17 protein-coding genes are annotated in these 25,288 nt (G+C 38.0%); 6 read left to right on the forward strand and 11 right to left on the reverse strand.

Translation table 11 applies throughout. The features are described 5' to 3' along the window. Positions 1-56: 56 nt before the first annotated feature. Positions 57-602: an RNA polymerase sigma factor gene (locus FLEMA_RS0166515; protein ID WP_026998166.1), complete on the reverse strand. Its 546-nt coding sequence runs from the start codon at positions 600-602 to the stop codon at positions 57-59. 73 nt (positions 603-675) lie between these two features. Then, positions 676-1,893: a hypothetical protein gene (locus FLEMA_RS0166520; protein WP_026998167.1), complete on the reverse strand. Its 1,218-nt coding sequence runs from the start codon at positions 1,891-1,893 to the stop codon at positions 676-678. Positions 1,894-2,121: 228 nt separating this feature from the next. Between FLEMA_RS0166520 and FLEMA_RS0166525 the strand changes: the two genes are divergently transcribed. From FLEMA_RS0166525 to FLEMA_RS0166550, 5 genes are all read left to right on the forward strand, one after another. Next, positions 2,122-4,011: a peptidase U32 family protein gene (locus FLEMA_RS0166525; protein WP_026998168.1), complete on the forward strand. Its 1,890-nt coding sequence runs from the start codon at positions 2,122-2,124 to the stop codon at positions 4,009-4,011. A 303-nt stretch (positions 4,012-4,314) separates the two neighbouring features. Next, entirely contained in the window at positions 4,315-6,636 is a 2,322-nt protein-coding gene (locus FLEMA_RS0166530) for a glycoside hydrolase family 3 protein (RefSeq protein WP_026998169.1), read from the forward strand. A gap of 114 nt (positions 6,637-6,750) precedes the next feature. Next, entirely contained in the window at positions 6,751-7,680 is a 930-nt protein-coding gene (locus tag FLEMA_RS0166535; RefSeq protein WP_026998170.1) for a sugar phosphate isomerase/epimerase family protein, read from the forward strand. A 265-nt stretch (positions 7,681-7,945) separates the two neighbouring features. Beyond that, a complete protein-coding gene (locus FLEMA_RS0166545) occupies positions 7,946-11,173 on the forward strand; it encodes a TonB-dependent receptor (RefSeq protein ID WP_026998172.1) in 3,228 nt (1,075 codons plus the stop codon). Between the two features lie 88 nt (positions 11,174-11,261). Then, entirely contained in the window at positions 11,262-12,617 is a 1,356-nt protein-coding gene (locus FLEMA_RS0166550; RefSeq protein ID WP_026998173.1) for an alkaline phosphatase family protein, read from the forward strand. Positions 12,618-12,696: 79 nt separating this feature from the next. On the opposite strand, the gene FLEMA_RS0166555 is transcribed toward FLEMA_RS0166550, so the two are convergent. Next, complete coding sequence (locus tag FLEMA_RS0166555; protein ID WP_044175619.1) at positions 12,697-16,077, reverse strand: DEAD/DEAH box helicase; 3,381 nt, start codon at positions 16,075-16,077, stop codon at positions 12,697-12,699. 255 nt (positions 16,078-16,332) lie between these two features. Next, complete coding sequence (locus FLEMA_RS0166560; RefSeq protein WP_026998175.1) at positions 16,333-17,190, reverse strand: sugar phosphate isomerase/epimerase family protein; 858 nt, start codon at positions 17,188-17,190, stop codon at positions 16,333-16,335. A 252-nt stretch (positions 17,191-17,442) separates the two neighbouring features. Here FLEMA_RS0166560 and FLEMA_RS0166565 point away from each other — a divergent pair, with 252 nt between their 5' ends. Beyond that, complete coding sequence (locus FLEMA_RS0166565; RefSeq protein ID WP_026998176.1) at positions 17,443-18,789, forward strand: FAD-binding protein; 1,347 nt, start codon at positions 17,443-17,445, stop codon at positions 18,787-18,789. Positions 18,790-18,864: 75 nt separating this feature from the next. Here FLEMA_RS0166565 and FLEMA_RS0166570 read toward each other — a convergent pair whose 3' ends face one another. The 7 genes from FLEMA_RS0166570 to FLEMA_RS0166600 form a co-directional block, all read right to left on the reverse strand. Continuing rightward, positions 18,865-19,305, reverse strand: coding sequence for a carboxymuconolactone decarboxylase family protein (locus tag FLEMA_RS0166570; RefSeq protein ID WP_026998177.1), 441 nt, complete (start codon positions 19,303-19,305; stop codon positions 18,865-18,867). A 130-nt stretch (positions 19,306-19,435) separates the two neighbouring features. Continuing rightward, entirely contained in the window at positions 19,436-19,660 is a 225-nt protein-coding gene (locus FLEMA_RS0166575) for a hypothetical protein (protein WP_026998178.1), read from the reverse strand. A gap of 146 nt (positions 19,661-19,806) precedes the next feature. Continuing rightward, positions 19,807-20,151, reverse strand: coding sequence for a hypothetical protein (locus tag FLEMA_RS0166580; RefSeq protein ID WP_144080212.1), 345 nt, complete (start codon positions 20,149-20,151; stop codon positions 19,807-19,809). Positions 20,152-20,425: 274 nt separating this feature from the next. Then, positions 20,426-21,028: a TetR/AcrR family transcriptional regulator gene (locus FLEMA_RS0166585; RefSeq protein ID WP_026998180.1), complete on the reverse strand. Its 603-nt coding sequence runs from the start codon at positions 21,026-21,028 to the stop codon at positions 20,426-20,428. A 319-nt stretch (positions 21,029-21,347) separates the two neighbouring features. Then, on the reverse strand, positions 21,348-21,611 hold the full coding sequence (locus tag FLEMA_RS0166590) for a (2Fe-2S) ferredoxin domain-containing protein (protein WP_026998181.1): 264 nt from the start codon (positions 21,609-21,611) through the stop codon (positions 21,348-21,350). A gap of 113 nt (positions 21,612-21,724) precedes the next feature. Continuing rightward, a complete protein-coding gene (locus FLEMA_RS0166595; protein WP_044175622.1) occupies positions 21,725-22,900 on the reverse strand; it encodes a PepSY-associated TM helix domain-containing protein in 1,176 nt (391 codons plus the stop codon). A gap of 8 nt (positions 22,901-22,908) precedes the next feature. After that, positions 22,909-25,242, reverse strand: coding sequence for a TonB-dependent receptor (locus FLEMA_RS0166600; protein ID WP_026998183.1), 2,334 nt, complete (start codon positions 25,240-25,242; stop codon positions 22,909-22,911). Between the last annotated feature and the right edge of the window lie 46 nt (positions 25,243-25,288).

Raw genomic sequence — 25,288 nt, forward strand, 5'->3', positions numbered from 1 at the left:
TTGCTGTAATACGATATTATTAGCTGTCATTTTGGCTTTTGGCCTATATGTACTTTTCAGACCTTTTGATAGCCAATCTTTAGTAATTCTTTTTTCAATAAATTTCGCCCTCTCGACAACTGCGACTTGGATGTTCCTTCTGTAACATTCAACATTTCAGCTATTTCGATATGATTATAGCCATCTATCAAATATAAGTTGATAACCAACCTATAGCCATCGGGTAAGGCGTTGATAACCTGCAATATTTGCTCTCGTCCAAGACTTGAAAATATATCTTCGTGGCCATCTATAATATCAGCGGCTTGTTCATACCCCATCTGTTCTCGTTCATGAATCGCATGTCTGTAATGGTCAATAGCAGTACGAATCACCGTAGATTTTACCCAATAATTAACAGCGTCTATGTTTTCGAGGGTATGAATATGCTTGAAAATTTTGATAAACGCCTCTTGGAAAATATCTTCTGCTTCGGCCACTGTATGTGCGTAACGCCTACATACCCCCAAAAGCCGACCTTTGTATAGATTATAAAAGGCTGTTTGTGCTTTGGGGTCGTTGCGTTGACAAGCAATGACTAAATCTTTTTCGTTATTGGGCATTTATTAATAGTAATATGCAAAAATCTCTGAACGATGATTAAAATAACCATTATCTAGGCTAAGTTTTTGCCATTTATTGAATTTGATACTGGTAAATAATCTTTCCATCGCTAGCAAAGCGAATTGCATGGCGGTTGCTACCTTGTTTGATTTCAACCTGAAAATGATTAGGTTCAAAAGCAATACCAGAGCTTGGGTTATAAGGATTATATACAACTGTAGCATTGACTACCCCCCAACTAGGAAACGTAGCTGTTAAGGTTTTTTTGACAACATCGGGCAGTTGGTTTTCGGCTAATACTTGTGTATGTATAATCATTAAATCATTTTGTTGGGCTTGCTCATGTATAATCACATACCCATCTGTTTGTCCCACTTTTATAGCTACAAAAGTGGTTGTATTTTGACCAAAAATGGTTTTGGTAAGCCCATAATCAAACTGCCAAGCAGGAAGGTTTGTCTGCAAATAGGCTGTAATTACCGCAGGCACAGCCGTTTTATTCAAAATTTTGTAAGCAAAATTATTCTCGATAAAAGATACCCACTGCAAAACCTGACCCGTCTCGGAAATCAATATTTCTGAAGTTTGTAAAGCTCCATTCAATAATTCCCTATAATTCAAGACGATTTTATAGGATTTATCTACCAACTGATATACAATAATACTTGCACTTTTGAGCTGGTTATCACTAACAAATTGCTTAACAACCATCGGGATTTGTGTATCGTAAGTGACTTGTTCGGTATTTGTAAAAATAATAGCTAAATATTTTTCGGCTGGAACAACCTGTTCTCTAACAAAATTATAACTAGCGTCATAATACAAATGTAAGATGCTATTATTCGCTGTTTTGACCACCATTTTATACCCATCTGTTACACTTGCCGACTTCATCAAATCGTACACCGCTACCAATTGAGTATCCTTATAATTAGTTGAATAGTGCTGTTTGATAGCCTCTGGTAAGTTTTTGGGCATACCAACCAAATTATTAGAATCAATAATTTCACCTTGATAATCAACCAAAGAAAGAACCTTACCTACCGATGTAGCAAAGGCTGTCTGCCAAGTTTTATCCTTTTCCAAAGGTTCAAAAATAAAAGCACCAACCCCTGGATAAGTTTGCTTAAAAACTTCGGTACTAGCTTGTGGAATCGTTGGCGGAGCAGTAGGCTTTGTTTCGTCAATCACTTTATCACAGCTTGACAAGGTAGCCATGCACAAAATAGCCCCAAGTAACCTACAAGGTTCTACAAGCTTTTGCTTATGTATGTCAGAAAATAGTATCATATATTTATGGTTGAAGGTACATCAATATGGCCCTCTCAAAAACACCGACGTAAGTCACTCCCAAAAGGGTTGCATCAATATCAAAAAAATCTCAACTTATTACTAATCTATTAGGATCAATCGTACCAAACGATGAGGTAATTTGCTGAATAAGTCTATTTTTTAGTATTATGTCTTAACTTTGCGGTTTATTGCAATTATCATTAAAACATAGTACGTTACTATTGTATGAAAAAGAAAGTTGAAATTCTTGCACCTGCCAAAAACCTATACCAAGGTATGGCAGCTATCAACGCAGGTGCAGATGCTGTATATATGGGAGCTCACCAGTTCGGGGCTCGTTCTAATGCTACCAATTCTGTCGAAGATGTGGCCGAAATGGTAAAATATGCCCATTTGTTTAAAGCAAAAGTATTTGTCGTAATTAATACGATATTGTACGATAACGAACTAGAACAATGTAGAAAACTCATTTATGAGTTGTATGATATTGGCGTTGATGCCTTGATTATTCAAGATATGGCAATCATGGAAATGGATCTGCCACCTATCGTGATTCATGCAAGTACCCAAGCCAACAACAGAGATGCCCAGCACGTAAAGTTTTTGCACGATGCTGGTATGAAGCGTGTCGTTTTGGCCAGAGAATTGAACTTAGATCAAGTTCGAGAAATCAGCGAAGCGACAGACGTAGAATTAGAATTCTTTGTGTCGGGAGCATTGTGTGTATCATTTAGTGGTAATTGCTACATGAGTGTTGCCAATGGCGAACGCAGTGCCAACCGTGGTTCGTGTGCACAAAACTGCCGTTTGCCTTATCAGCTAATTGACGGCACTGGCAAAACCTTGATTGCCAATAGCCATTTATTATCTATCAAAGATTTAGATTTAAGCGACCAACTTCCCAATTTAATTGAAGCGGGTGTTACTTCTTTCAAAATTGAAGGTCGTTTGAAAGACATCGTTTACGTAAAAAATAATACTTCTTATTTGCGTAAAAAATTAGATAGTTTCTTGGAAGGAAACGAAAAATACGAAAAAGCTTCATCGGGAAGAACCTTCTATAACTTTGAACCAGAAATGGATAGAAGTTTTAACCGTGGCTATACCGACTATTTTGTTAATAAACGCAAAGAGAAAATTGGTTCTTGGGAAAGCCCAAAATCAAAAGGGCAGTATATAGGTAAAGTGCTAGAAATCAAAGCCAATGGCTATATTATCGAGAATTACGAAATCTTGAATAATGGCGATGGCCTGTATTTTGTCAACGAAAATGGCGAAGCAGATGGTGCTCAAATCAATATCATTTTCAATAATATTGTGATTCCTAATACTTTCAAGCCATTGGCAATTGGCACAGAGATTTACCGAAACTCTGACGCTGAATTCAACAAAATGGTTGAGAAGGAAAACAGTGCAGTGCGTAAAATTGGCGTTTCACTGAAATTCACAGAAACAGCCGATGGTTTTCAGCTATTGGCTGTCGACGAAGACGGCCATCAAGCTGTACAAAGCTTCCAAACTACCAAAGAATTAGCCAAAAGTCAGGAATCAGTAATTCCGAATATCAAAAAGAATCTGGCTAAAACAGGCAATACGCCTTTTATTGTTGACGAAATTGAGGTTGAATTATCGAGCAACTGGTTCTTACCAATTTCAAAAGTCAACGAAATCAGAAGAGAGGTTTTAGAACAACTGGTTGATATTCGGGTAAAAGAATACCACCGAGAAGAATCCCAAATCAAAAAGACCAACCACCCATATCCAGTACAAAAACTTGATTTTATGTACAATGTGTCGAATAAAATGGCGAGAGCTTTCTATAAAAGACATGGCGTAACCGAAATCGAAAAAGCTTTTGAATTACAATGGGACCCAGGAAAAGCAAGAGTAATGACTACTAAATATTGCGTAAAATACGAATTAGGCAAATGTGCCAGATTCCAGCGCGATACGATGGGCGAAAAACTGGTAGAACCACTAACGCTAAAACATGGCGAAAATGAGTACAAATTGAAATTCAATTGCAAACCTTGCGAAATGGAAATTTGGGAAAAAGACGCTGAATTAGAGTTTGAAGACGAAGACGAACAATTGGGCTATGTACCAAGAAGATAAATAGTATTTCATTTTCATAAAAAATCCCCGATGTATGTAGAAGTTCTAAAAGCTACTTATATCGGGGATTTTGTTTTTAGCCATTAGGCAAATCAGCTTCCACAAGCATTTTATATACTCTAACCACAATCATCAATGCCTTGATAAAACCAATTTAACTGATAAAAACACCTATTTATCGAGTAAAATGACTCATTAGCCGTTTAAAAACAGAATTGTATATAATATTTTAATATAAAATAGTATTTATTCTTTACTTTGTATCATTATAATAAAATAAATCAATTATATACCATATATTATATGAAATACACAAATACAATTCTTTTAACGCTTTTTCTTTCTTGTTCATTGAAGGGGCAAAGCCAGAAATATACCATTGAGCAAAAAGGCTCGCTTGCCTTTATCCAGAACAAAGGAGGGCAAAAAATAGGCTACTCCAATACTTCTGGTATAAAGATTTTGACGGCAAATGGTTGGGCTTTTAAGGATTTGAATAAAAATGGGAAGCTCGACAAATACGAAGATTGGCGTTTGCCGATTGATGAGCGTGCCAAAGATTTGGCCTCAAAAATGAGTATCGAGCAAATTGCAGGCTTAATGTTGTATTCAGCCCACCAGTCAATTCCTGCACGTGCAGGAGGGTATTTTGCAGGTACATACAAAGGAAAGCCTTTCAAAGATGGTGACGTAAATCCTGAAGAATTAACCGACCAACAAATGCAATTTCTGGAGAAGGACAATCTTCGTCATGTATTGGTAACCGTTGTAAAATCGCCAGAAGTAGCCGCAAAGTGGAATAACAACTTACAGGCATTTGTAGAAGGAATTGGCTTGGGCGTACCAGCCAACAATAGTTCAGACCCCCGTCATGGAACACTAGCTAGTGCCGAATACAATGCCGCTGCAGGAGGCACAATCTCAATGTGGCCGGGGTCGTTGGGCTTGGCTGCCACTTTTGACCCAGCTATTGTACAAAAATTTGGCGAAGTAGCCGCCGCCGAATACCGTGCATTGGGTATAACTACAGCATTGTCGCCACAGGTAGATATTGCTACCGAACCTCGCTGGAGCAGGGTAAGTGGTACTTTTGGTGAAAACCCTTATTTGGCATCGGCTATGGCACAAGCTTATATTGATGGTTTTCAGACATCTTTGGGCAAAAAAGAAATAGCCAACGGTTGGGGCTTCGGTAGTGTCAATGCAATGGTGAAGCACTGGCCTGGTGGTGGCTCGGGCGAGGGTGGTCGTGATGCCCATTATGCCAATGGTAAATTTGCGGTTTATCCAGGCAATAATTTTGCTCAGCACTTTATCCCGTTTACAGAAGGGGCATTCAAACTAAAAGGCAAAACCAAAATGGCTTCTGCAGTTATGCCTTATTATACTATTTCATGGAATCAAGATACCAAGAATAAGGAAAATGTAGGAAATAGCTATAACAAGTACATTATCAACGATTTGCTTCGTGAAAAATATCAGTTTGATGGTGTTGCTTGTACCGATTGGAGCATTACGCACGAGCATAAAGTGATGGACAGTTTCTTGGATGGAAAACCTTGGGGACTCGAAAAACTCAATGAAGGCGAGCTACACTATAAGGCTTTGATGGCGGGTGTCGACCAATTTGGTGGTAATAATGCCGCTGGGCCTATTATTGAAGCATATACAATGGGCGTAAAAGAACACGGCGAAGCATGGATGCGTGCCAGAATGGAAAAATCGGCGGTAAGATTGCTAAGAAATATTTTTAGAGTAGGCGTTTTTGAAAATCCTTATTTGGATATTGAAGACACCCGACAAACAGTAGGCAAGCCTGAGTTTATGCAGGCAGGCTACGAAGCTCAACTGAAATCAATCGTATTGCTGAAAAACAAAGGAAATGTTTTGCCACTACAACAAGGAAAAACTGTATATGTACCTAAAAGGTATACCCCAAAAAGCAGAAACTTTTTAGGTATCGAAACGCCCGAATCGTTGGAATATCCTGTCAATATGAATATTGTAAAAAAATACTTTAAAGTAACCGATAATCCCGAAGAAGCTGATTATGCTTTGGTATTTGTCAATAATCCAAGTACGGGGATTGGTTATAGCAAAGATGACGTAGCCGCTGGTGGCAATGGCTATGTACCTATTAGTTTGCAATATGGCGAATACAAAGCTACTGAAGCTCGTGAGGTGAGTATTGCAGGAGGTGATGTTTTAGAAAACTTTACCAACCGTAGCTATAAAAACAAAAGTATCAAGGCTAGTAATATTACAGACTTGAGTATGATTTTGGAAACCAAAGAAAAAATGAAAGGTAAACCTGTTATTGTTTCTGTTTCTATGGATAACCCTATGATATTTAATGAATTTGAAAAACAAGTAGAAGGTATTTTAGTGAATTTTAAAGTACAAGATCAAGCTATTTTTGAGCTTTTGGCAGGACAAAAAGAGCCGTCAGCTTTGTTGCCTTTACAAATGCCCGCCAATATGAGTACCGTAGAAAAACAGGCCGAAGATGTACCACATGATATGCTGGCTCACAAAGACTCAGAAGGAAATGTATATGATTTTGGCTTTGGCCTCAACTGGAAAGGAGTGATTAAAGATGCTCGTACAACATTGTTTAAAAAATAGATAAAGCAGGTATTCCTTCGGTATTTAAAATATCGAAGGAATTTTTTTTGAAAACTTTACAACAGGAAACAAACATAGAAACCCATTTAACACAAAAATTATCATAAACCAACTATGAATAGCAGAAGAGATTTTTTGAAAAAATCGGGATTAATGAGCCTTGCGGGGCTATCACTTCCTTCGTTTTTGGCTGATGCCGCCGCAGGTCATGCAGTGGGCAAACACGCTATTGGTGTACAGCTTTATACAACGATGTCGGTGATTGACAAAGATGTTGAGGGTACACTAAAGGCTATTGCCAATATTGGTTATAAAGAAATAGAATCGGCATTTAGTATGAAGGGCGGTTATTATGGCATGAAACCCAAAGAATTTGCGAGTTTGCTCAAAGACCTTGGCTTAACATGGGCTGCTCATCATGCTACTGGTGCTCCACGCAAGCCTCGCCCACAAACAGATACTGCTGCTGCTGCTCAACAAGCACCACGCCCAGCGATGCCACCAATGAAAAATTTACAACAAAATTATCAAGAAATTATAGATGATCTGGCCGAAGGAGGAGTTAAATATTTGGTATGTGCTAGTACACCCGTGAGTACTCTGGACGAAGTAAAAACTTCTATTGACACCTTCGGAAAAGCAGGAGAAGCTTGTAAAAAGGCAGGACTTCAATTGGTATTTCATAACCACACTGCCGAATTTGAAAAGGTAGAAGGCCAGTTGCCTTATGAAATGTTTATATCACAGCTTAGTTCTGATATATTAAAGTTTGAGCTAGACTTGGCTTGGGCCATGAAAGCAGGAGTAGATGTGGTAGCATTGTTCAAGAAAAACCCAGGACGTTTTCCAATGTGGCATGTAAAAGATTTAGACAAAACCACAATGAAACCTGTAGAAATTGGCAATGGCTTTATTGATTTTACACCAATTTTTGCCGCCGCCAAAACGGCTGGTGTCAAGCATTATTTTGTAGAACAAGACGGAGCTACCACTCCTATCGAAAGCCTCACAACAAGTTTTAATAATTTAAGAAATAAAATATAAATCGATATAATACTGGAGCTGTAATCTTGATTATTGGCTTTACAGCTCCAATAAATAGCTTTACACCAAAAGCAATTTTTAAGTATAAGTTAAGAATTTTAATTGCCAATATAAATAAGACACATCCTAATTCCTCATTTTTACTCTTATTGTTATGCAAAAATGAATATTTGCTACATATTGCCATTCATAATTTTAGGGTAACATGATATAATTTTGAGCAGGGTAGTTTTGTGACCTCATTATTCAACAAAACTGCTTTAATATGTATACTTGTACAAAAAAAACACCCCAATTTCCTTACTGGACAAACGCCCTATTTGTTCTTTTTGCCTTACTTTTTCTCAATAGTTTTGCTGGTTTTTCGCAAGGAACAGATGCTACTATTTCAGGAAGAGTTTCAGATGATAAGGGCGACATCATTCCTGGTGCTACTATCAAGGTAAGAAACGAATCTACAGGTTTTCAAACGGGAACAATCTCAAATGCCCAAGGCGAATTCCAATTGCTTCAGTTGCCACTTGGTAAACCGTATTCAGTTACGGTTTCTTTTGTAGGGTATCAAACACAAAAGTATACTAATTATACCCTCAACCAAGGCGACCGCCTCAAAATAAACGCTACACTCAAACAAGGTAATACCGAACTCAATGAGGTGATTGTAAGTGGCAATTCTTTTGTCAATAAAGAAACCGAACGTGCTGGTGCAGCTATTGCAGTAACATCTTTGCAAATGAAACAATTACCTATGGAGGGTCGTAACTTTACGGCTTTAACGGCTTTGTCGCCTCTACAAGGTAAAAATGGTAGTTTTAGTGGACAGCGTAGCTCGTCTACCAACGTAACGATGGACGGCGTGAATGCTCGAAATATGTACACCAATGGAGCTATTGGGAATGGCCCTTATACAATTTCGCAGGAGGCCATTCGAGAGTATCAGGTTTCGACCAATAACTATGACGTAACGCAGGGTCGTCAGGGGGGCGGTTCGGTAAATGCTGTTACCAAAAACGGAACGAATACAATGGAAGGTTCGGCTTTCTTTTTCCAAAGAGCCAACCAAGCTACTTTGGCAGGTAACAAATTGTTTCCATTGGCCAGCGAATACAATATAAATGGTACGCCACGTACAACTGTTTTTGACCAAAAACAGTATGGGTTTTCGTTGGGCGGTGCTTTTGTCAAAGATAAATTACATTATTTCGTAGCTTTCGACCGTCAGAACGAGACGATTCCTTTCCAGATTGCTCCTGTATATGACCAAACTCAAGAACAAAACTTTGGTATTACTAAGGAAAACCTAGATAAGGTAATTGCTGTAGCCCGTGAAAAGTATGGTATGAAAAACACTCAACAATATGGCGATTTTTCTCGTGAAACGGTAGCAAATGCCCTTTTTGCTCGTTTAGATTGGCAAATTAATGATAAGCATAAATTAACTTTTAGAAATAACCTAACTACTTGGTTAAGCCCTAATTCTACGTCTGACAACTCCAATATCAATTTGTTAGAGAGCTGGATTGGTTTTAAATCTACCGAAAACAGTACTTTGGTGTCGTTGCGTTCATCGTTGAGTCCTGATATAACCAACGAATTGAAAATACAATATCAAACTGTTGCCAGAGACTACATTGTAAGCGATGACCTACCAAGTGCCAATATTCCTAGAGCGATTATTACAGTAAGGTCGGTAATTCCTACGGCAACCAACCCAAATGCTACCCAAACTAGAACCGTACAGTTTGGAGGACAACGTTTTGGTACAGAAACGACTCGTGACAAAACTATCCAGTTGGCCAATACAACTTATTTGAGAAAAGGAAACTTCAACTACAAGTTTGGTACAGACAATATGTTGACATTCTTGAACTCGACTATTGTGAATGAAATGAATGGTCGTTTCTTCTTTTCAAGCTTACAAGACTTTATAGACCAAAAACCTAGCCGTTATGCTCGTGAAGTACCATTGGTAGACCCTGCCGTAAAACAATCGTTGTTGGACTTGGCATTGTTTGCACAAGTAGACTTTTCGCCGCTACCTAACGTAACAGCAATGGCAGGCTTGAGATACGACGCTACGATTTTCTTCAGACAAGGCGACCCAAACCCTAAAACCGAAAGTAATTTGGGAATAAAAACAAACAATACTCTGGCCGATTTCAACAATATTCAGCCACGTGTACAATTAACTTGGGATGTACAAGGTCGTCAGAAAGATATTGTAAAATTTGGTGGTGGTATTTTCTCAGCTCAGCCTGTTTCGTACTTACAGTTGAATAATATCCAAAATAGTGGTACTATGGTTGGCTCGATTGATATTTCGGGGGCAGGTGTCCCAAAACCTGATTTTGTTTCGTACCGCAACAATCCATCAACCGCACCAGGTATTCCGGCAGGAGCAAGTTATGTGTCAACAATCAATGCCGTAAGCGACGATTTCCAAGTACCTTCTATTTACAAATTCAACTTGTCGTACAACCGTTTCTTTAATTCTCGTTTCCGTGCGGGTATCAATATGCTTTGGTCAAAAACTGTGAATAACTACGTATATTATGACCGCAATATTGTAGACCAGCCATATTTCAGATTAAGCAACGAAGGCAACAGAGGCGTATATGTACCTGCTAATACAATTCCAGAAAATGGCTCGACAGACTGGACAAAAGGAAGAAAAGCCAATGATTTGGGGCGCGTACTAGAGTTAGAATCTACAGGTATTTTAAATCAATATGCCATTGTATTAGATGCTAGTATGAAATTAGGCAACGATGGGTATTTGACTATTAGCTATACCAAAAACGATACAAAAGATAACTCTTCGTTCAACTGCTGTGTGGCCAATACGTCAACGTTCCGCCCTGTTGTAGACGACCCTCGTGACCAAACAATTTCTTATTCAGACGACCAGTTTTCAGATAAACTTGTTATTTCGGCCGCAACACCGTCAGTAAAAGGTTTTCAGTTAGGAGCTATCCTTAATGGTGTTGGTGGTACTCGCTATTCGTTTATGGTAGGTGGAAACAAAAGTTTGAATGGTGACTTCGTATTGACAAACGACCTTGCTTTTGTATTTGACCCTAACAATCCAAGTGTACCAGAGCCAATCAGAAAAGGTATTCAGGGATTATTGGACAATCCAGAAGTAACTGAGAGTGTTAAAAATTATATCAGAAACAATATTGGCCGTGTAGCCGAGCGTAACGGAGGGGTCAATCCATTCTATTATACTGTTGATTTGCGTTTGACCAAAGATATTCATATTCTAAAACGTACTCTTTCTCTTTCGGCCGACTGCTTTAATTTCATGAACCTGTTAGACAAAACCCAAGGTGTTAGCTACAACCACGGCAATGTCAATTTGGTAACAATGACAGGTTTTGACCAAAAAACACAGAATTATACTTATACCGTAGAAAGCGGTGCAGGTAGAAAACAATCTACAGCAGGTGGTACTCCTTGGAGAATCCAGCTAGGCTTGAGATACGCATTTTAATCATCTTTCATTAACAAATATTGTCCTTAACTGTATAGGCTTGGCTATATATTGTTAAGGGCAATTGCTCAAAACTACCTTTATCGTTATGAAAAAAATAGCTAACATTTTTATTATCAGCGTTTTATTTGCTTTTAGTACTATTGCACAGCAATCTAAATACGTGGTTATTATCAGCTTAGACGGCTTTCGCCCCGACTTCTATCGTCAGGCTCAGTGGCCAACACCCAACTTACACGAAATGGCGGCTTTGGGTGCATCTTCTGATGGCGTTAGAGGTGTTTTTCCTACCGTTACGTACCCCTCGCATACAACCATTATTACAGGCGTAATGCCTATCAAGCATGGTATTTTTCATAATACACCTTTTGAGCCAACTGGCCAAACGGGTCGCTGGAATTGGGAAAACAATTTGATCAAATCAGAAACTATTTGGGACGCCGCTCATAAAAAAGGCCTAAAAACGGCATCTATTCACTGGCCAGTTACGGTAGGAGCTAAAAGTATTGATTATAATATTCCTGAAACGAATATCGAAAAAAACGCAAAAGACCCTTTAATTCAAATGCGTCAGTTTGCTAATCCAAAGGGGTTATTTGAAGAAATAGAACAAAATGCTACAGGCAAACTCACAGCTCGTAATATGGATAGCGATTACCTAACAATGGACGAAAATATTGCTCGTATGGCTGCACATGTTATTGAAACCTATAAGCCCAATTTAACAACGGTTCATATTTTCAACCTCGACCACTTTGAGCATAAAGAAGGGCGTAATGGCCCCAATGTAGTACGTGCTATTGCTGGAGCTGACCGTGCTGTTGGTAAAATTATGGAGGCTGTCGAAAAAGCTGGCATCAAGGATAGTACTACATTTTTGATTGTTGGCGACCACGGTTTTGTAGATATTCACGACCAGATTGCCCCAAATGTATGGCTTGCCAAGGCTGGGTTGATGGAAAAGAAAAAAGATAGAGGCAACTGGAAAGCAACTTTTCATCCACAGGGCGGTATGGCATTTTTGTATTTGAAAGATAAAAATGATGAACAAACCCTCAAACAAGTTCAGCAAATTTTACAGAATTTACCCGAATCTACTAAAAAAATGTTCCGTGTTGTTGAGCCTAAAGAATTAGCCGCTATTGGTGCCGACCCCGAAGCCAAACTTGCTTTGACGGCTATGCAAGGGTTTTCGTTTTCAGATGCTTTTGAAGAACCATTCTTAAAGCCTGCCAAAGGAGGAACACACGGTTATTTCCCTAATTTCAAGGAAATAGAAACAGGTTTTATCGCTTTTGGGGCTGGTATTAAGCCCCAAACGGTAATTCCAACCATGGGATTAGAAGATATTACGCCGTTGGTAGCTCAGTTATTGGCTTTACAAATGAGCAATTTAGACGGTATTTTGTACCCTGGCATTTTACAAAATGTTCCTAAAAAATAAAGGACGATATAGTAATACCAAACATGCGTCATCCTGAATTTAGTGATTCACTAAATTCAGGATGACGCATGTTTGGTATTTATCTGGAAAGCATTTTTAATAAATCTTCTTTTTTGAGCGATTTTAGCCTATCACTATCTGTTTTTACCAAATCGCTTGCCAAAGCTTTCTTGGCCGTTTGTAGATTCATGATTTTTTCCTCAATGGTATCTGGACAAATAAGCCGAACAGCTACTACATTTTTCGTTTGTCCAATCCGATAACAGCGGTCTATGGCTTGGTTTTCAACAGCAGGATTCCACCAAGGGTCTACCAAATACACGTAGTCGGCTTCGGTAAGATTTAGGCCCACTCCTCCCGCTTTCAGGCTAATCAAAAATACCCTTATTTCGTCATTTTCCTGAAAACTAGCTACTTTTTTAGCCCTATTTTGAGTTTGTCCTGTCAGATAAGCAAAAGGAATATCCTTGTTTTCGAGTTCTTTTTTGATTAAATCAAGCATACTCACAAACTGTGAAAAAACCAGTATTTTGTGTTGGCCAGATTTACTTTCTATTTCTTCGAGCAAAACTTCGATTTTGGCCGAAGCATTGCCATAATACTCTTCGTCATTGAGTAATGCTGGCGAATCGCAGATTTGGCGAAGTTTGGTAAGCCCTTGTAAAACATGCAGTTGGTCACGGGGGATATCGCCTTCGGCGGTGGTATTCAAATACTGCCAAAATTCTTTTTCATACGCTTCATAAACACGCCGCTGTTCTGTTCCCATTTCACAAAAAAGTACCATTTCAGTTTTTTCAGGAAGCTCTTTTGCTACTTGTTTCTTGGTTCTTCTCAAAATAAACGGACTTACTTTTTGCTGTAATTCTTGGGCTCGCTTAATATCTTTAAATTTATCGATAGGCATAGAATAATGATCTTTAAAAAACTGTTTTGTTCCCAAAAGTCCAGGGCAAGCAAACGACATTTGGGCGTATAAATCAAAAGCATGGTTTTCGATGGGCGTACCCGTTAGTACTATTTTGTTCCTAGATTGTAGTAACCTAACGGCCTTATATCGCTGTGATTCAGGGTTTTTGATGGCCTGCGATTCGTCGAGGAAAATATAATTAAATACATATTTTTTCAGAAAAAGAATATCGGAAAGCAGTGTACCATAAGAAGTTAAGACAATTTCATATTCGTCGAAAGTATGAATATCCTTGAGTCGGTCAGCTCCATAAATCGTTAATATTTTGAGCGACGGAGCAAATTTTTGTACTTCGGCTTGCCAGTTAAAAATCAGCGAGGTTGGTACAACAATCAAGTTGGTATTGTTGTGCTTTTTGTTTCTTTGCGAAAGAATAAACGCCAAAATCTGAACTGTTTTTCCTAAACCCATATCGTCGGCAAGGCAGCCTCCAAAACCAAACTGATCGAGAAAATTGAGCCAATTTAACCCCTGTTTCTGGTAGTCACGGAGGTCGGCTTGTAATCCTGCTGGAATCTCAACTTCTTGGATATTTTCAAAACTCTGTAAACGTGTTCGGTATCTGGTCAGCTCATTTTTTATATCTTCCGACAACACTTCTTCTTCAAAAAGCTCGGTAATACTGGGTAGCTTTACTTTGGGAATACGAATAGCGTTTTCGGCTAGCTCGCCTACAGAAAAATACTGTCGAAATTTGGCAATCCATTCTTGTGGCAAAATACCCTGCGTACCATCGTCGAGTTCTACAAATTTGTCTTTGTTTTTGATAGATTTTTGAAGGTGTTTTAACGAAACAGTTTGTTTGCCAAATTGTATTTTGATAGTGGTATCAAACCAGTTTACACCCGAATTTACGGTGATCGAAACACGCCCTTTGCTGGCATTGAGCCTATGGCCTTTGAGTTGGCTAAAGCCCAATACGGCAATATTATTGTTTTTGAAGGTTTCAAAAACATCCAAAAACCAGCCTTCGTCTAAAAATCTTTTTTTATGTAAATAAAAACAATCTTTGTCTAGTTGTTCCTCAAAATCAGGATGTTGCCTTATTACTACTCCTATAAAAGTGTTTTCAAAAGGTTGGTTGCGAGGTAGCGTAAAAGGGCGGCCTTTGTGGTCAATGGCATAAATCTGTTTTTTGGACAATACTGGAATCTCGACCTCGCCATAACGTACCACGGGTGTTAATAACACATAATCCTCAAACTCAGAAAGATATACTATTTTCTCTTGTAAATCATTATAGCTAGTTGCCTGTATTTGTTCTTCGTTGGCGGGCCGTAAATACGAGTAAACAATCTGTACTTTTTGCTCAAGCGGAGCTAGAATATCTTGTTGAAACGTTTTGAATTTGGATTCATGTAAAAGTAGATTAAAATTATTTTTTCTTAAAAAGTCAATTACCTTCAAAAAATGTAGGTTGTCGATCAAATACATGGTTTGTAAAATCTGTACAAAATAACGGTATTTCAAGCTCAGTTCTTGAAAAGGGTAAGCCTTTTCGTTGGCAATTAAAAAACCATTTACCTCATAAAAATCATTTTGTTGATGAACTTCCAGCCGTAGGTCGATAGGCAAAGTACTTAACTGTACTGGTACTACCGACTGAGCCGAAATATTGGTAGAGACTTTATGATTATGGTAAAAAACAGGTAAATTTTCGGGATTTTTCACCAAAGCCTTTAGCCCTTCGAGATCCAGATCGGGTTTGGAAGTTTCAAAATTATTTTGGAAACGTGCTATTGCCATATAGAATTTAAGGGCATCAGGATGCTCTATTTCCCAACTATGATCTAAGGGATTTTGAGCCATAAAAGGGTTTTTCACCTTGGCATCTTGGCTAAAGCTTGCCTTATATAGATCTAAATGAAAATGGTCGAAATACTTATGTTGTTTGAATACTATAAATTTTGACTCGCTAGCAATGCTTTTGGGTAAAAAATCAAAGCCCTGTATAGGAAGTAAACTTTCTTGTAATTGTTTTTTGGTTTCGGTACTAAACGGAAATAAGGCAGGGTTTTGGGTGATAATCTCGGTAGTTTTTCCTTGATAAGCCAAACCAAAAAACTGTTCTATATTAGGTTGTTTTTCTAAGCCATAATCATAGGCTTTTTCTCGCATTTTGCGAACTCTAAAAGCTGTGTCAAAATAAATCCGTAATTCGGGTCGCTTCATAATATTATGTAGCACCTGAGCTTGATGCTCACACATTTTCACCTTATTAGACCAACAAGGGCAAGCGACGGTAAGGCTTTTGGCTTGGAGCTGCACCTGCACCGTCGGAAAAGTAGGGTTTGACAGATGCGAAAATACCCCACCGTTAACCGATATTTCGGTTGGTACAATATCGTAATAACCTCTTACATCTGTTTCGGGTACAGATTCGCTGTGTTTGATAATCAGAATCTCGTTGAGTTGTATAATATCGAAATCGACAATCGTGTATTCATCTGGGTTGTAAGGATTAGGAGTAATATTCTGAGTCACCGACATATAAGAAAAGGTACATTGTTGAGAATGATGCTACATATATACAGCAATTTTTTTATTCGCTTGTTATATGCCCTAGCTTTTCTGAGAGGTTTTAGACAAAGGTACTCAAAACCAAAAGATTTTTAGAACACACAGGGCGGTCGAAATTAGTTTTTCGACCGCCCTGTGTGATTAATAGTCAATCAATACTAACAAGAGATTAAATTATCCCAAAATTAGGAATGACCTATATTGAACAAATATCTCTACAAGAAGTTATTCTTTTAAGCTTTTAAGATAAGCTATACTTTGGGGTACTTGTATATTTTGAATAGGGCTTTCGTCTTCGATAAAATAATGCTTGATACCCAATTTTTTGGCTTTTCTAATAATACCAGCCACATCAATTTGACCAGTGCCTAAGGTTACATCGTTTGTAACGGGAGTTGACCCCGAATGGTCGCCTTTTACGCCTTTTCTTAAATCTTTGACATGAAGCATTTTGAAGCGTTTGCCATATTTATCAAGCAGTTTTTCGGGATTTGCCCCTCCATGAAATGCCCATAGCATATCTAACTCAAAGGATACATATTGGGGATTGGTATTTTGTACCAAGTAATCGAAAAGTGTACCATTTTGGTATTCAACAAATTCGTATCCGTGAATATGATAGCAAAAAGTAATACCATTTTCCTGTAAAACTTTCCCAACTTTATTAAAATCCTTTACGGCTTGTTGCGTTTCGTCCCACCCAAAATTTCCTTTATGCGGAATCCACGCTACCATTACATACTTAGCTCCTAAAGCTTTGGCTTTTTTGACAACATCCAGTGGGTTTGCTACAATTTCTTCATAACCAGCACCCGTAGAAGGAACTTTGATATTCCGTTCTTTTAAAAGTTTTAGATAGGCCTCGGCACTAATACCTTGTGGTACATTGCCCTCTAGCTCGGTAATTCCCAAAGCTTGGATGGTGTCGAGTGTTTGTACAATTCCTTTGGGAAAACTGTTGCGGAATGTATAAGCCTGAGCCCCAAGAGGAAAGGTATAAAGAGGCTTACCCGATTGGGCAAAAGAGCTGAAAAGACTTGTCAGTACTAGACAGCATACAGAGAAATAATGTACTTTTTTCATGATGAGTATTAATTATGGATATTTGAATTGAAGGACTTGAGGGTGATTGAGTAAAATAATAATAAGAACACCGATATTCAGGATTATCTACAAAATGACAATGTTTTAAACTGTTCAGTTACTGGCTCACTAATTTTTAGCCTAACTTAGAGTAAGAATATTGCAAAATAATCTTATAAAGATAATATTGTATCTTGGTTTGTTGGTTATTGACAACCTCTCAAGCAGTATTCACTTCAACTATTTAGCAATATGAATAAAAGAACATTTTTAAAGACATCGTCTGTTTTAGTAACAGGCAGTGTGTTGTCGCCACTCATGAAATTTTCAAACGACGAACCAAGAACCAACTGGGCAGGTAATTTTAAATATACGGCCAAACAGTATTTTCAACCCAAAACATTGGCCGAGGCTCAGCATTTGGTAGCCAAAACACCAATACTCAGAGGCTTGGGTAGTCGACATTCTTTTAATAGTATTGCAGATAGTAGTGAAGTACAAATTTCTCTAAAAGAGCTTCATCAAGTAGTGTCTTTAGATAAAGCCCAACAGCAGGTTACCGTAGAAGGAGGCGTCACGTATGGCCAGGTATGTCAACAGCTACACCAGAACGGCTTTGCTTTACATAATTTGGCATCGTTGCCCCATATTTCTGTGGCAGGGGCTTGTGCTACGGCCACACACGGCTCTGGAATAAAAAATGGTAACTTGGCAACAAGTGTGGCGGCTTTGGAAGTAATAGATGCCAAAGGGAATTTGGTGGTTTTTTCTAAAGAAAAAAATCGAGAGGAGTTTAATGGTGCTGTTGTGGGCTTGGGAGGACTAGGATTGATTTCTAAAGTAACATTGGATTTATTGCCAACCTTCAACATGACACAGGCGGTATATCAGAATATGCCCATGAAAGCATTAGAAAGTAATTTTGATGCAGTAGTGGCAAGTGGCTATAGTGTAAGCCTTTTTACCGACTGGCAAAACCAGCGGATTAATCAGGTTTGGATAAAAAGTAAAGCTGATGGTATTCAATCGGCAAGTTCTGCTCCTGAGCTGTTGGGAGCGACATTGGCTCACAAACATTTGCACCCTTTGGAAGACCTCTCTCCTGAAAATTGTACTGAACAAATGGGCAAAATAGGGCCTTGGTACGAGCGAATGCCACATTTCAAAATGGGCTTTACGCCAAGTAGTGGCAAAGAGTTACAATCAGAGTATTTTTTGCCTATCGAACACGCCTATCATGCGATGATGGCTTTGGAAAAACTTCATGAAAAGGTTTCGCCTCATTTGTTTATTTCTGAAATCAGAACTATCGCAACCGACGATTTGTGGATGAGTCCGTGTTTGGGACAACCTTGTGTAGCGTTTCACTTTACTTGGAAACAAGACTGGCCAGCCGTAAAAGCCTTATTGCCACTTATTGAAGCACAACTTGCTCCGTTCAATGCAAGGCCGCATTGGGGCAAATTATTTACGATGCCTCCCCAAAAACTACAATCCCTTATCAAGAAATTGCCCGAATTTAAGGAGCTTTTGGCTACCTACGACCCTAAAGGCAAGTTCAGGAATTCGTTTTTAAACCATAATCTTTATACCAAATAAACCCTATTGTATATACTATTTTTTTTATAACTTCCTCACTTTAGGCAGTCTAAAGTGAGGAAGTTTAGATTTGGATTAGCGAGATACTGGCAAATGAGTACTAATAGCAATACGATTCCAAGCATTAATAGTTACCGCTACCATAATAAGCTGAGCAATATAATTTTCGCTAAAAATCGCTTTTGCTTTTTGGTAGGTTGTCTCAGAAAGACCATTCAAATGGATAAGCGTAATTTCTTCTGCAATTGCCAATACAACTTTTTCCTCTTCGGTAAAAACATCTGTTTCTTTCCAAGCATTCAATAAAAAAATACGTTTGGCTGTTTCGCCATGTTTAATAGCATCGGCCGTATGCATATCAATACAAAATGCACAAGAATTGATTTGTGAAGTTCGTATTTTGATTAATTCTTTGTGTGTTTTGCTTACTTCTGTAGTTGCTAAATAGCCTTCTAGGGCAAACATTGCTTTCCATCCTGCTGGCTGTGCATCCTGAATTTTAACTCTTGGTTCCATGTTCTTTGCTGTTTAGGTTATGATTAATATTACCTTACAAAGATTGCTGCTGGAACTTCAAAAAAACTTAAGCTGGTTTAAGTAAGCATTTGTTCAAAAATATATCCCAAAAAGTTCAGGTTTTTTACATTTAATCTATAAAAACCTCCGACGATATACGAATAGTACGCAAGCTCTCGATAAGCCGAAAGGTAAGATGCTCATCGGTTTTGGCAACTATCCTCATAATTTTATCACAATCGTCCCAATCTACAGTCCATTGAATAATTGAAGGGAATTTTTCAAAACAACGAGCAATTTTCGGTTGGTCTTCAGTAGAAATATTATTAGGCTTTAAGAGGATAATCTGATACATATTTTACGGTTTTTATCATTACCTAAATCATAAAACTTCAATATCAATTTTTAAGTACAATTATGAAAGATAACAGAGGTTAATATTGTATTCGATAAATATAAGGTAAGGGTTACAACGTTTCTCCCTTCTTTGAGAGCTGTTGGTTATTTTGCAGAACAAATTGCTTTAGCAAATTGTACAAACGTATTTTCTGCGTACAAAAAGTTACGTTCAATGATTTCGGCAATACTGTTGAGCTGTTTTACAATAGAGGTATTGCTGTTGTGATAAGCATTGATAATTTTTTCGCAAATAGTGATATTTTGCTGGAAAAGTTGATATAAAGCCAATAGCTCTGTTTCTATTGGTTCTATAATATCCTGTTTTTCAGGAGACTCCCAATAATAGTGATTAAGAAGCGATAAGCTATCTTGAATTTGCTCGAAGTAAGCATTTAAAGTCTGTTGATATTGCTGTACCATCAGCAATGTTGCGTTAGTTGTCTCCATAAGAGGTATTCTATGATTGAGCGTCATAATACGATTTGGTTATCTTAGCATTCCAACAAAATTTGAGGCAAGAATAATCCTATAAACAATAAGATTATTTTAAAATATTAATTTATTCGATTTTATAACCGACTTTTCCTTTTATTACACAAGTGGTATTGAAGGTTAATTCAACTGTTTTAGTAACTTATTCTTTTTCATAATAGTTTAATTTTATTGTTTATTAAATATGTTTAACAAAAAAGTTAATATAAGGGTAAAAAAACGACATACGTCATTTTTTAAAAACAAGATTAAGAATCACCTCTTTGCGTTCTTTCATAAATTGGTTAAAATCCTGTTTGTCCCATTTGAATACTTGGCTCAGTAAAGGCTTTGAAACCAAGGGGTAAGCAACCAACGACATCAAGTTTACCATAAAATGTGTGGGTGAAATAGCTTCTATCGTTCCCTTTTCAATCTCGTCACGAATATATTGAGCAAACACTTCTACTACCTCATCTTTCATACATCCAAGTGTTTCGAGCATCTTCGAATTTGGATTTTTGTTCATTTCGGTAATAATAAATGTCTCATTATAAGGAAACTCCAACGATTCCTCAATCAAAATATCTAGGAATCTATCTATTTTATCTTTAAACTCAACTTCAGAATTGACAATACTTTTGAGCTTGAGGTGCATCATCAAAACACCCTCTTTAATAATCACTTCGAGTAGCTGGTCACGGCTTCTAAAATAGTAATGAATCAATGCCCTATTTACGCCTGCGGCATCGGCAATTTCTTGTGTAGTAGCATGGAAACGCCCTTCTTTGAAGAAAACCCTTTTAGCTGTTTCTTTGATAAGCTCTTCGGTATGTGCGTCTTTTATGGCCATTATCTAAAATGTTTAACAAATTTGTTCAACAAAAGTACAGGTCAGAAATTATTCTGCAAAACTTTTTTTAACAAAATTGTTAAAATACATAAAAATGAAAAACTACAAGATTGTGAAATACAATACTAAGTCACCGTAGCTACTGAGGTAAACACTGAATGAATAAAGAGTACCCTAAAAACACCTTCCCAATAAAACCATGCAGTTGCCCAAACGTAGCAGTGACCTTAATGTTTAGAGAAAACGTCTATTTTTCTACAGTAAAACATTGAATACCAAATATTTAATAATACTAAACAAACACCGTATTCAAATTCACTTATTCTTCTAAAATCAATTTCTTAAACACCTTTTCAACTTCCCAAATAGACGTATCAGAAAGCCATTGATTTTGTGGCTGAAAGCACAGAATAGGAGCATGTTTACAGCGGTCGGTACACTCAATTTTTACGATTTCTACACGGTCTTTCAAGCCATTATCTTTAATAGCCTCCTTCAAAAACTTACGAATTTCTTTGTGTTTACCACATTTGCTACCATCACAAATAAATATAGACTTTTCGGGAAAATGGAGATTGCTCATAGCTTTTGGATTTTTTTCTACAAGATAAAAAAACCTGCCCAAATAGTGAGCAGGTTTTAAAATATCACCTTTGATTTATCAAAATTATCCCTTCAAAAATGTTTCAGTTTTGGTTATTCTACAGCATTTACACTTGATATTGAAGGTTTTGTGGTTGGTGAAGGCATTTTTTTATTTTTCTTTCTTCTGCCCCACCAAATGATTACACCCGTTACAGGCAAACTCGCTGAAACCAAGCTTACCAAAAAAGCCAAAACTTTTCCTGCTAATCCAAAAATTGCACCAACATGAATATCATAATTCATCCTAAACAATTTATCGGATTGTGTGGCTTCGGCTATACGGCCATAAACATGACCCACGTGCTGTTCTTTCAAAGAAAATTGGTCGAAATACCGATAATCCGTTTGCCAATAAGTACCATGTTCGGCATTGATATTGACCGCAATACTCGACGAGTCCGTTTCGGGAATATGTACCTCTATACTTGCAGCATTAGGATTTTCGTTGAGCATCCTATACCAAATCTGGTCGATTGCAGGCATAGGGCGTGGCTCTTTCAGATTTTTTAAGGCTACATTAGAAACAGGCTCTTGGTACTGTAACGATTTTTGACCGCCAATTGTCCAATAAACCGAACTAGCAAACCATTGAAACCCCCACACCAAGCCCGTAATAACAATAACAACCACAATCCACGAAGCATAAAATCCTAAAACATTATGCAAGTCATAGTTTTTTCTACGCCACTGAGCATTCCATTTTATATTGAAGCGTTGCTTAACGGCACTTTTATTTTTGGGCCACCACAAAATAATACCTGTAATCAACAATACAAAGAATATCAGTGTGGCAGAAGCCACCACCGGCTGACCAATAGCTGGAGGTAGCCATAGGTAATAGTGTCCGTTGAGGACTATTCTAAAAAAATCTTTATCCATATCTTTTACCTTCAGCACCTCGCCTGTGTAGGGATTGAGATAAACGATGTAATAATAAGAGGGTTCATAATGGTAAAATATAGCCTGAGCAGCGTGTTCGCCTCCCGAATACATGACTGCATGCAAATGTTTATTGGGTAAAGCCCTATTGGCAATATCTTGTAAAGATGCTGGTGGCAACATGGCGAGGTTTTGTACTTCAACAAACCGAAATGGTTCGGTAGCATCTTGAATTTCTTCTTGGAAGGCATATAAACAACCCGTAATACTTACAATAAACACCACTAGCCCAGACGTGAGTCCGAGCCAGAGGTGTATTTTTCCCGTAATTTTTTTAAACTTTTGCATAAAAACACTTAGAATTTATATCCAATCGACAAACGTGCATTACGTAAGGCTTCGGTTTGATAATAATAATAACCTACTGAATAATAAGCTCCTGAATATAGATAAGCATTCAAGATATTGTTGACATTCAAGGCTATAGAGAAATTGTTTGCTTGGTAAGACACTGCTCCATCCATACGGAAGTAATCTTTTAGCGGCTGAGTTGTACCATCAAATACATACCAAGACGAACGCCCAGCCTGGTACTGTCCACCTAGCGAAAGCCCCCAACCTTTTATTGCTCCGTTGGTAGCCTTATAAGCAATCCACGCATTAGCAATGTTTTTAGTAGAACCTGCTACTGGAACGCCCACTTTTTTAGGGTCGGTATCTTTGGTTACTTTTGCATCAGTATAAGCATAGTTCAACGTAAGGTCTAAACCATGAACAATCTGCCCACGTAAATCAAATTCAATACCTTCTGTTTGGGTTTGTCCAAGCTGTATCGAAAAATTAGGGTTGCTTGGGTCGGCAGTCAATACATTATTTTTGGTAATACGATAAGCCGCCAAAGTGGTTGTCCATAAACCCCCAAGCCATTCTCTTTTCAAGCCCAATTCTTTGTTATTTCCAGTAATAGGGTCAAATCCTTTGCCATTTTTATCAGCACCAGCTTGTGGAATAAAAGCTTCGTCAAATACCCCATAAGCTGTCGTATGTTTGTCTAATGAATAACTCAACCCTATTCTAGGCGTAAATTTATCGGCTTTTGCAGCTCCTGAATAAGGATTACCATCGGTCGAAGTGGTATAGCGTCCTGCTAAGGTAAGGCGTAATTTATTTTCAATTAAGTGTATTTCATCTTGTAAATAAATTCCTGTATAATTCTGGTAATAATTAACACCACGCTCACGAAGGCTCAACGAACGGTCAAATTTAGGATACGATGTAGCGGCTACTAGCCCATATTGTGGCTTGTAAATAGCGAGCGAACCAATATCTTGGCTCTTAGACCAGTCGTGGAAATAGTTTTTACTTCCCATGTCGATACCACCCAACAACAAGTGTTTGATACGGCCAGTTGTAAAATCGCCATTTACAAAAAACTGTCCAAGCTTATTGGTTCCATCAATATCCCAAATACCCATATTGCGGTACAGGGTGTCGCCATCGGCCGAAAACCCTGATGGCCACATCGACTGACCAATCTGTTTGTAGTTCATGTAAGCAACTTGCCCTGTAAATTTCCAGTTTTTATTGATAGCATGTGCCAATGTCAAGAATAGTGTATTGTCGTTGATATTGGTAGTTGGCATATTGGCTTCGGCAGTAGTGAAGTTTACAGGCAAATCAGCGTATCCTTTTTTCGAGAAAGAGTAATTAGAACCAATCATCGACATCTGGTTGTACTGATAAGTATATTCAGCCGTAAGCGACGTTTTATCATTAAATTGATATTTGATTACTGGAGCTACCGACACACGATTGTTGAACTCAAAATCACGGTGTGAACCCTTCATTTGTCCCATCAAATTCAAGCGATATAATAATTTGCCATCTTCGCTAAGTTTTCCATCCAAGTCAAGTGTCGAGCGATATGTACCAAAACTACCTACTGTCATAGTAGCTTCGCCTTTGGTTATGCCTGTTGGCTTTTTGGTTACAACATTATAAAAGCCTGCAGGTTCGCCATTGGCCAGCATAAAGCCTGCAGGGCCTTTCACAAATTCAATACGCTCAATCATACTCATGTCTTCGGCCAATGGCCCCCACGACATCTGTACGTTCATACCATTGCGAAATGCTGCAATTTGTGAACCACGCATATTCAAAAGAGCGTAATTGTCCCAGTGTTCTAGGCGAGTAACACCACTTACATTGCGTGTTACGCCTTCTAGCATATCAAAAATCTGTTGGTCTTGTAATAATTGCTTAGTAACTACCTGAATATTTTGAGGCAATTCAAGCAAAGGAGTTTTGAGACGAAGCGAAATCGAAGGGTAATCCGTTACGTATTTACTTGGATTGGACACTACCACCACTTCTTTTAGTTGCTGGCTATCTTCGTCCAGTACAAAGTCAACCTGGGTGGTTTGACCATTTTCTAAGCGAACTTTCTTTTGTAATGCTGCCAAGCCAACAAAACTTGCCTGAACAGTATAGTTACCAGCCTTTAGGTTGGCTAATTCGTATTCGCCATGCTCATTGGCAATAGTTCCTTTGTTTGTACCCTTAATAATCACATTGACAAACTCGGCAGGCTTTCCATCTTTTGTGGTAATTCGTCCTTTTACTATGGCGGTTTGTGCCATAGTAAAATAAGCACATAACATCAAGAATAAGGAATAATAGTACTTTTTCATTCAATTAGTTGGTTTTAAATATATATAATATAGGTAGTCAAAATAC

Source organism: Flectobacillus major DSM 103, assembly GCF_000427405.1.
Taxonomy (GTDB): domain Bacteria; phylum Bacteroidota; class Bacteroidia; order Cytophagales; family Spirosomataceae; genus Flectobacillus; species Flectobacillus major.

What these genes read in the sequence shown, in the direction of transcription:
- FLEMA_RS0166535 (WP_026998170.1), top strand. Translation starts at nt 6,751, where the DNA reads ATGAATAGCAGAAGAGATTTTTTGAAAAAATCGGGATTAATGAGCCTT.
- FLEMA_RS0166585 (WP_026998180.1), bottom strand. Translation starts at nt 21,028, where the DNA reads ATGGCCATAAAAGACGCACATACCGAAGAGCTTATCAAAGAAACAGCT.
- FLEMA_RS0166545 (WP_026998172.1), top strand. Translation starts at nt 7,946, where the DNA reads ATGTATACTTGTACAAAAAAAACACCCCAATTTCCTTACTGGACAAAC.
- FLEMA_RS0166560 (WP_026998175.1), bottom strand. Translation starts at nt 17,190, where the DNA reads ATGAAAAAAGTACATTATTTCTCTGTATGCTGTCTAGTACTGACAAGT.
- FLEMA_RS0166595 (WP_044175622.1), bottom strand. Translation starts at nt 22,900, where the DNA reads ATGCAAAAGTTTAAAAAAATTACGGGAAAAATACACCTCTGGCTCGGA.
- FLEMA_RS0166520 (WP_026998167.1), bottom strand. Translation starts at nt 1,893, where the DNA reads ATGATACTATTTTCTGACATACATAAGCAAAAGCTTGTAGAACCTTGT.
- FLEMA_RS0166550 (WP_026998173.1), top strand. Translation starts at nt 11,262, where the DNA reads ATGAAAAAAATAGCTAACATTTTTATTATCAGCGTTTTATTTGCTTTT.
- FLEMA_RS0166600 (WP_026998183.1), bottom strand. Translation starts at nt 25,242, where the DNA reads ATGAAAAAGTACTATTATTCCTTATTCTTGATGTTATGTGCTTATTTT.
- FLEMA_RS0166570 (WP_026998177.1), bottom strand. Translation starts at nt 19,305, where the DNA reads ATGGAACCAAGAGTTAAAATTCAGGATGCACAGCCAGCAGGATGGAAA.
- FLEMA_RS0166590 (WP_026998181.1), bottom strand. Translation starts at nt 21,611, where the DNA reads ATGAGCAATCTCCATTTTCCCGAAAAGTCTATATTTATTTGTGATGGT.
- FLEMA_RS0166515 (WP_026998166.1), bottom strand. Translation starts at nt 602, where the DNA reads ATGCCCAATAACGAAAAAGATTTAGTCATTGCTTGTCAACGCAACGAC.
- FLEMA_RS0166530 (WP_026998169.1), top strand. Translation starts at nt 4,315, where the DNA reads ATGAAATACACAAATACAATTCTTTTAACGCTTTTTCTTTCTTGTTCA.
- FLEMA_RS0166525 (WP_026998168.1), top strand. Translation starts at nt 2,122, where the DNA reads ATGAAAAAGAAAGTTGAAATTCTTGCACCTGCCAAAAACCTATACCAA.
- FLEMA_RS0166580 (WP_144080212.1), bottom strand. Translation starts at nt 20,151, where the DNA reads ATGGAGACAACTAACGCAACATTGCTGATGGTACAGCAATATCAACAG.
- FLEMA_RS0166565 (WP_026998176.1), top strand. Translation starts at nt 17,443, where the DNA reads ATGAATAAAAGAACATTTTTAAAGACATCGTCTGTTTTAGTAACAGGC.
- FLEMA_RS0166555 (WP_044175619.1), bottom strand. Translation starts at nt 16,077, where the DNA reads ATGTCGGTGACTCAGAATATTACTCCTAATCCTTACAACCCAGATGAA.
- FLEMA_RS0166575 (WP_026998178.1), bottom strand. Translation starts at nt 19,660, where the DNA reads ATGTATCAGATTATCCTCTTAAAGCCTAATAATATTTCTACTGAAGAC.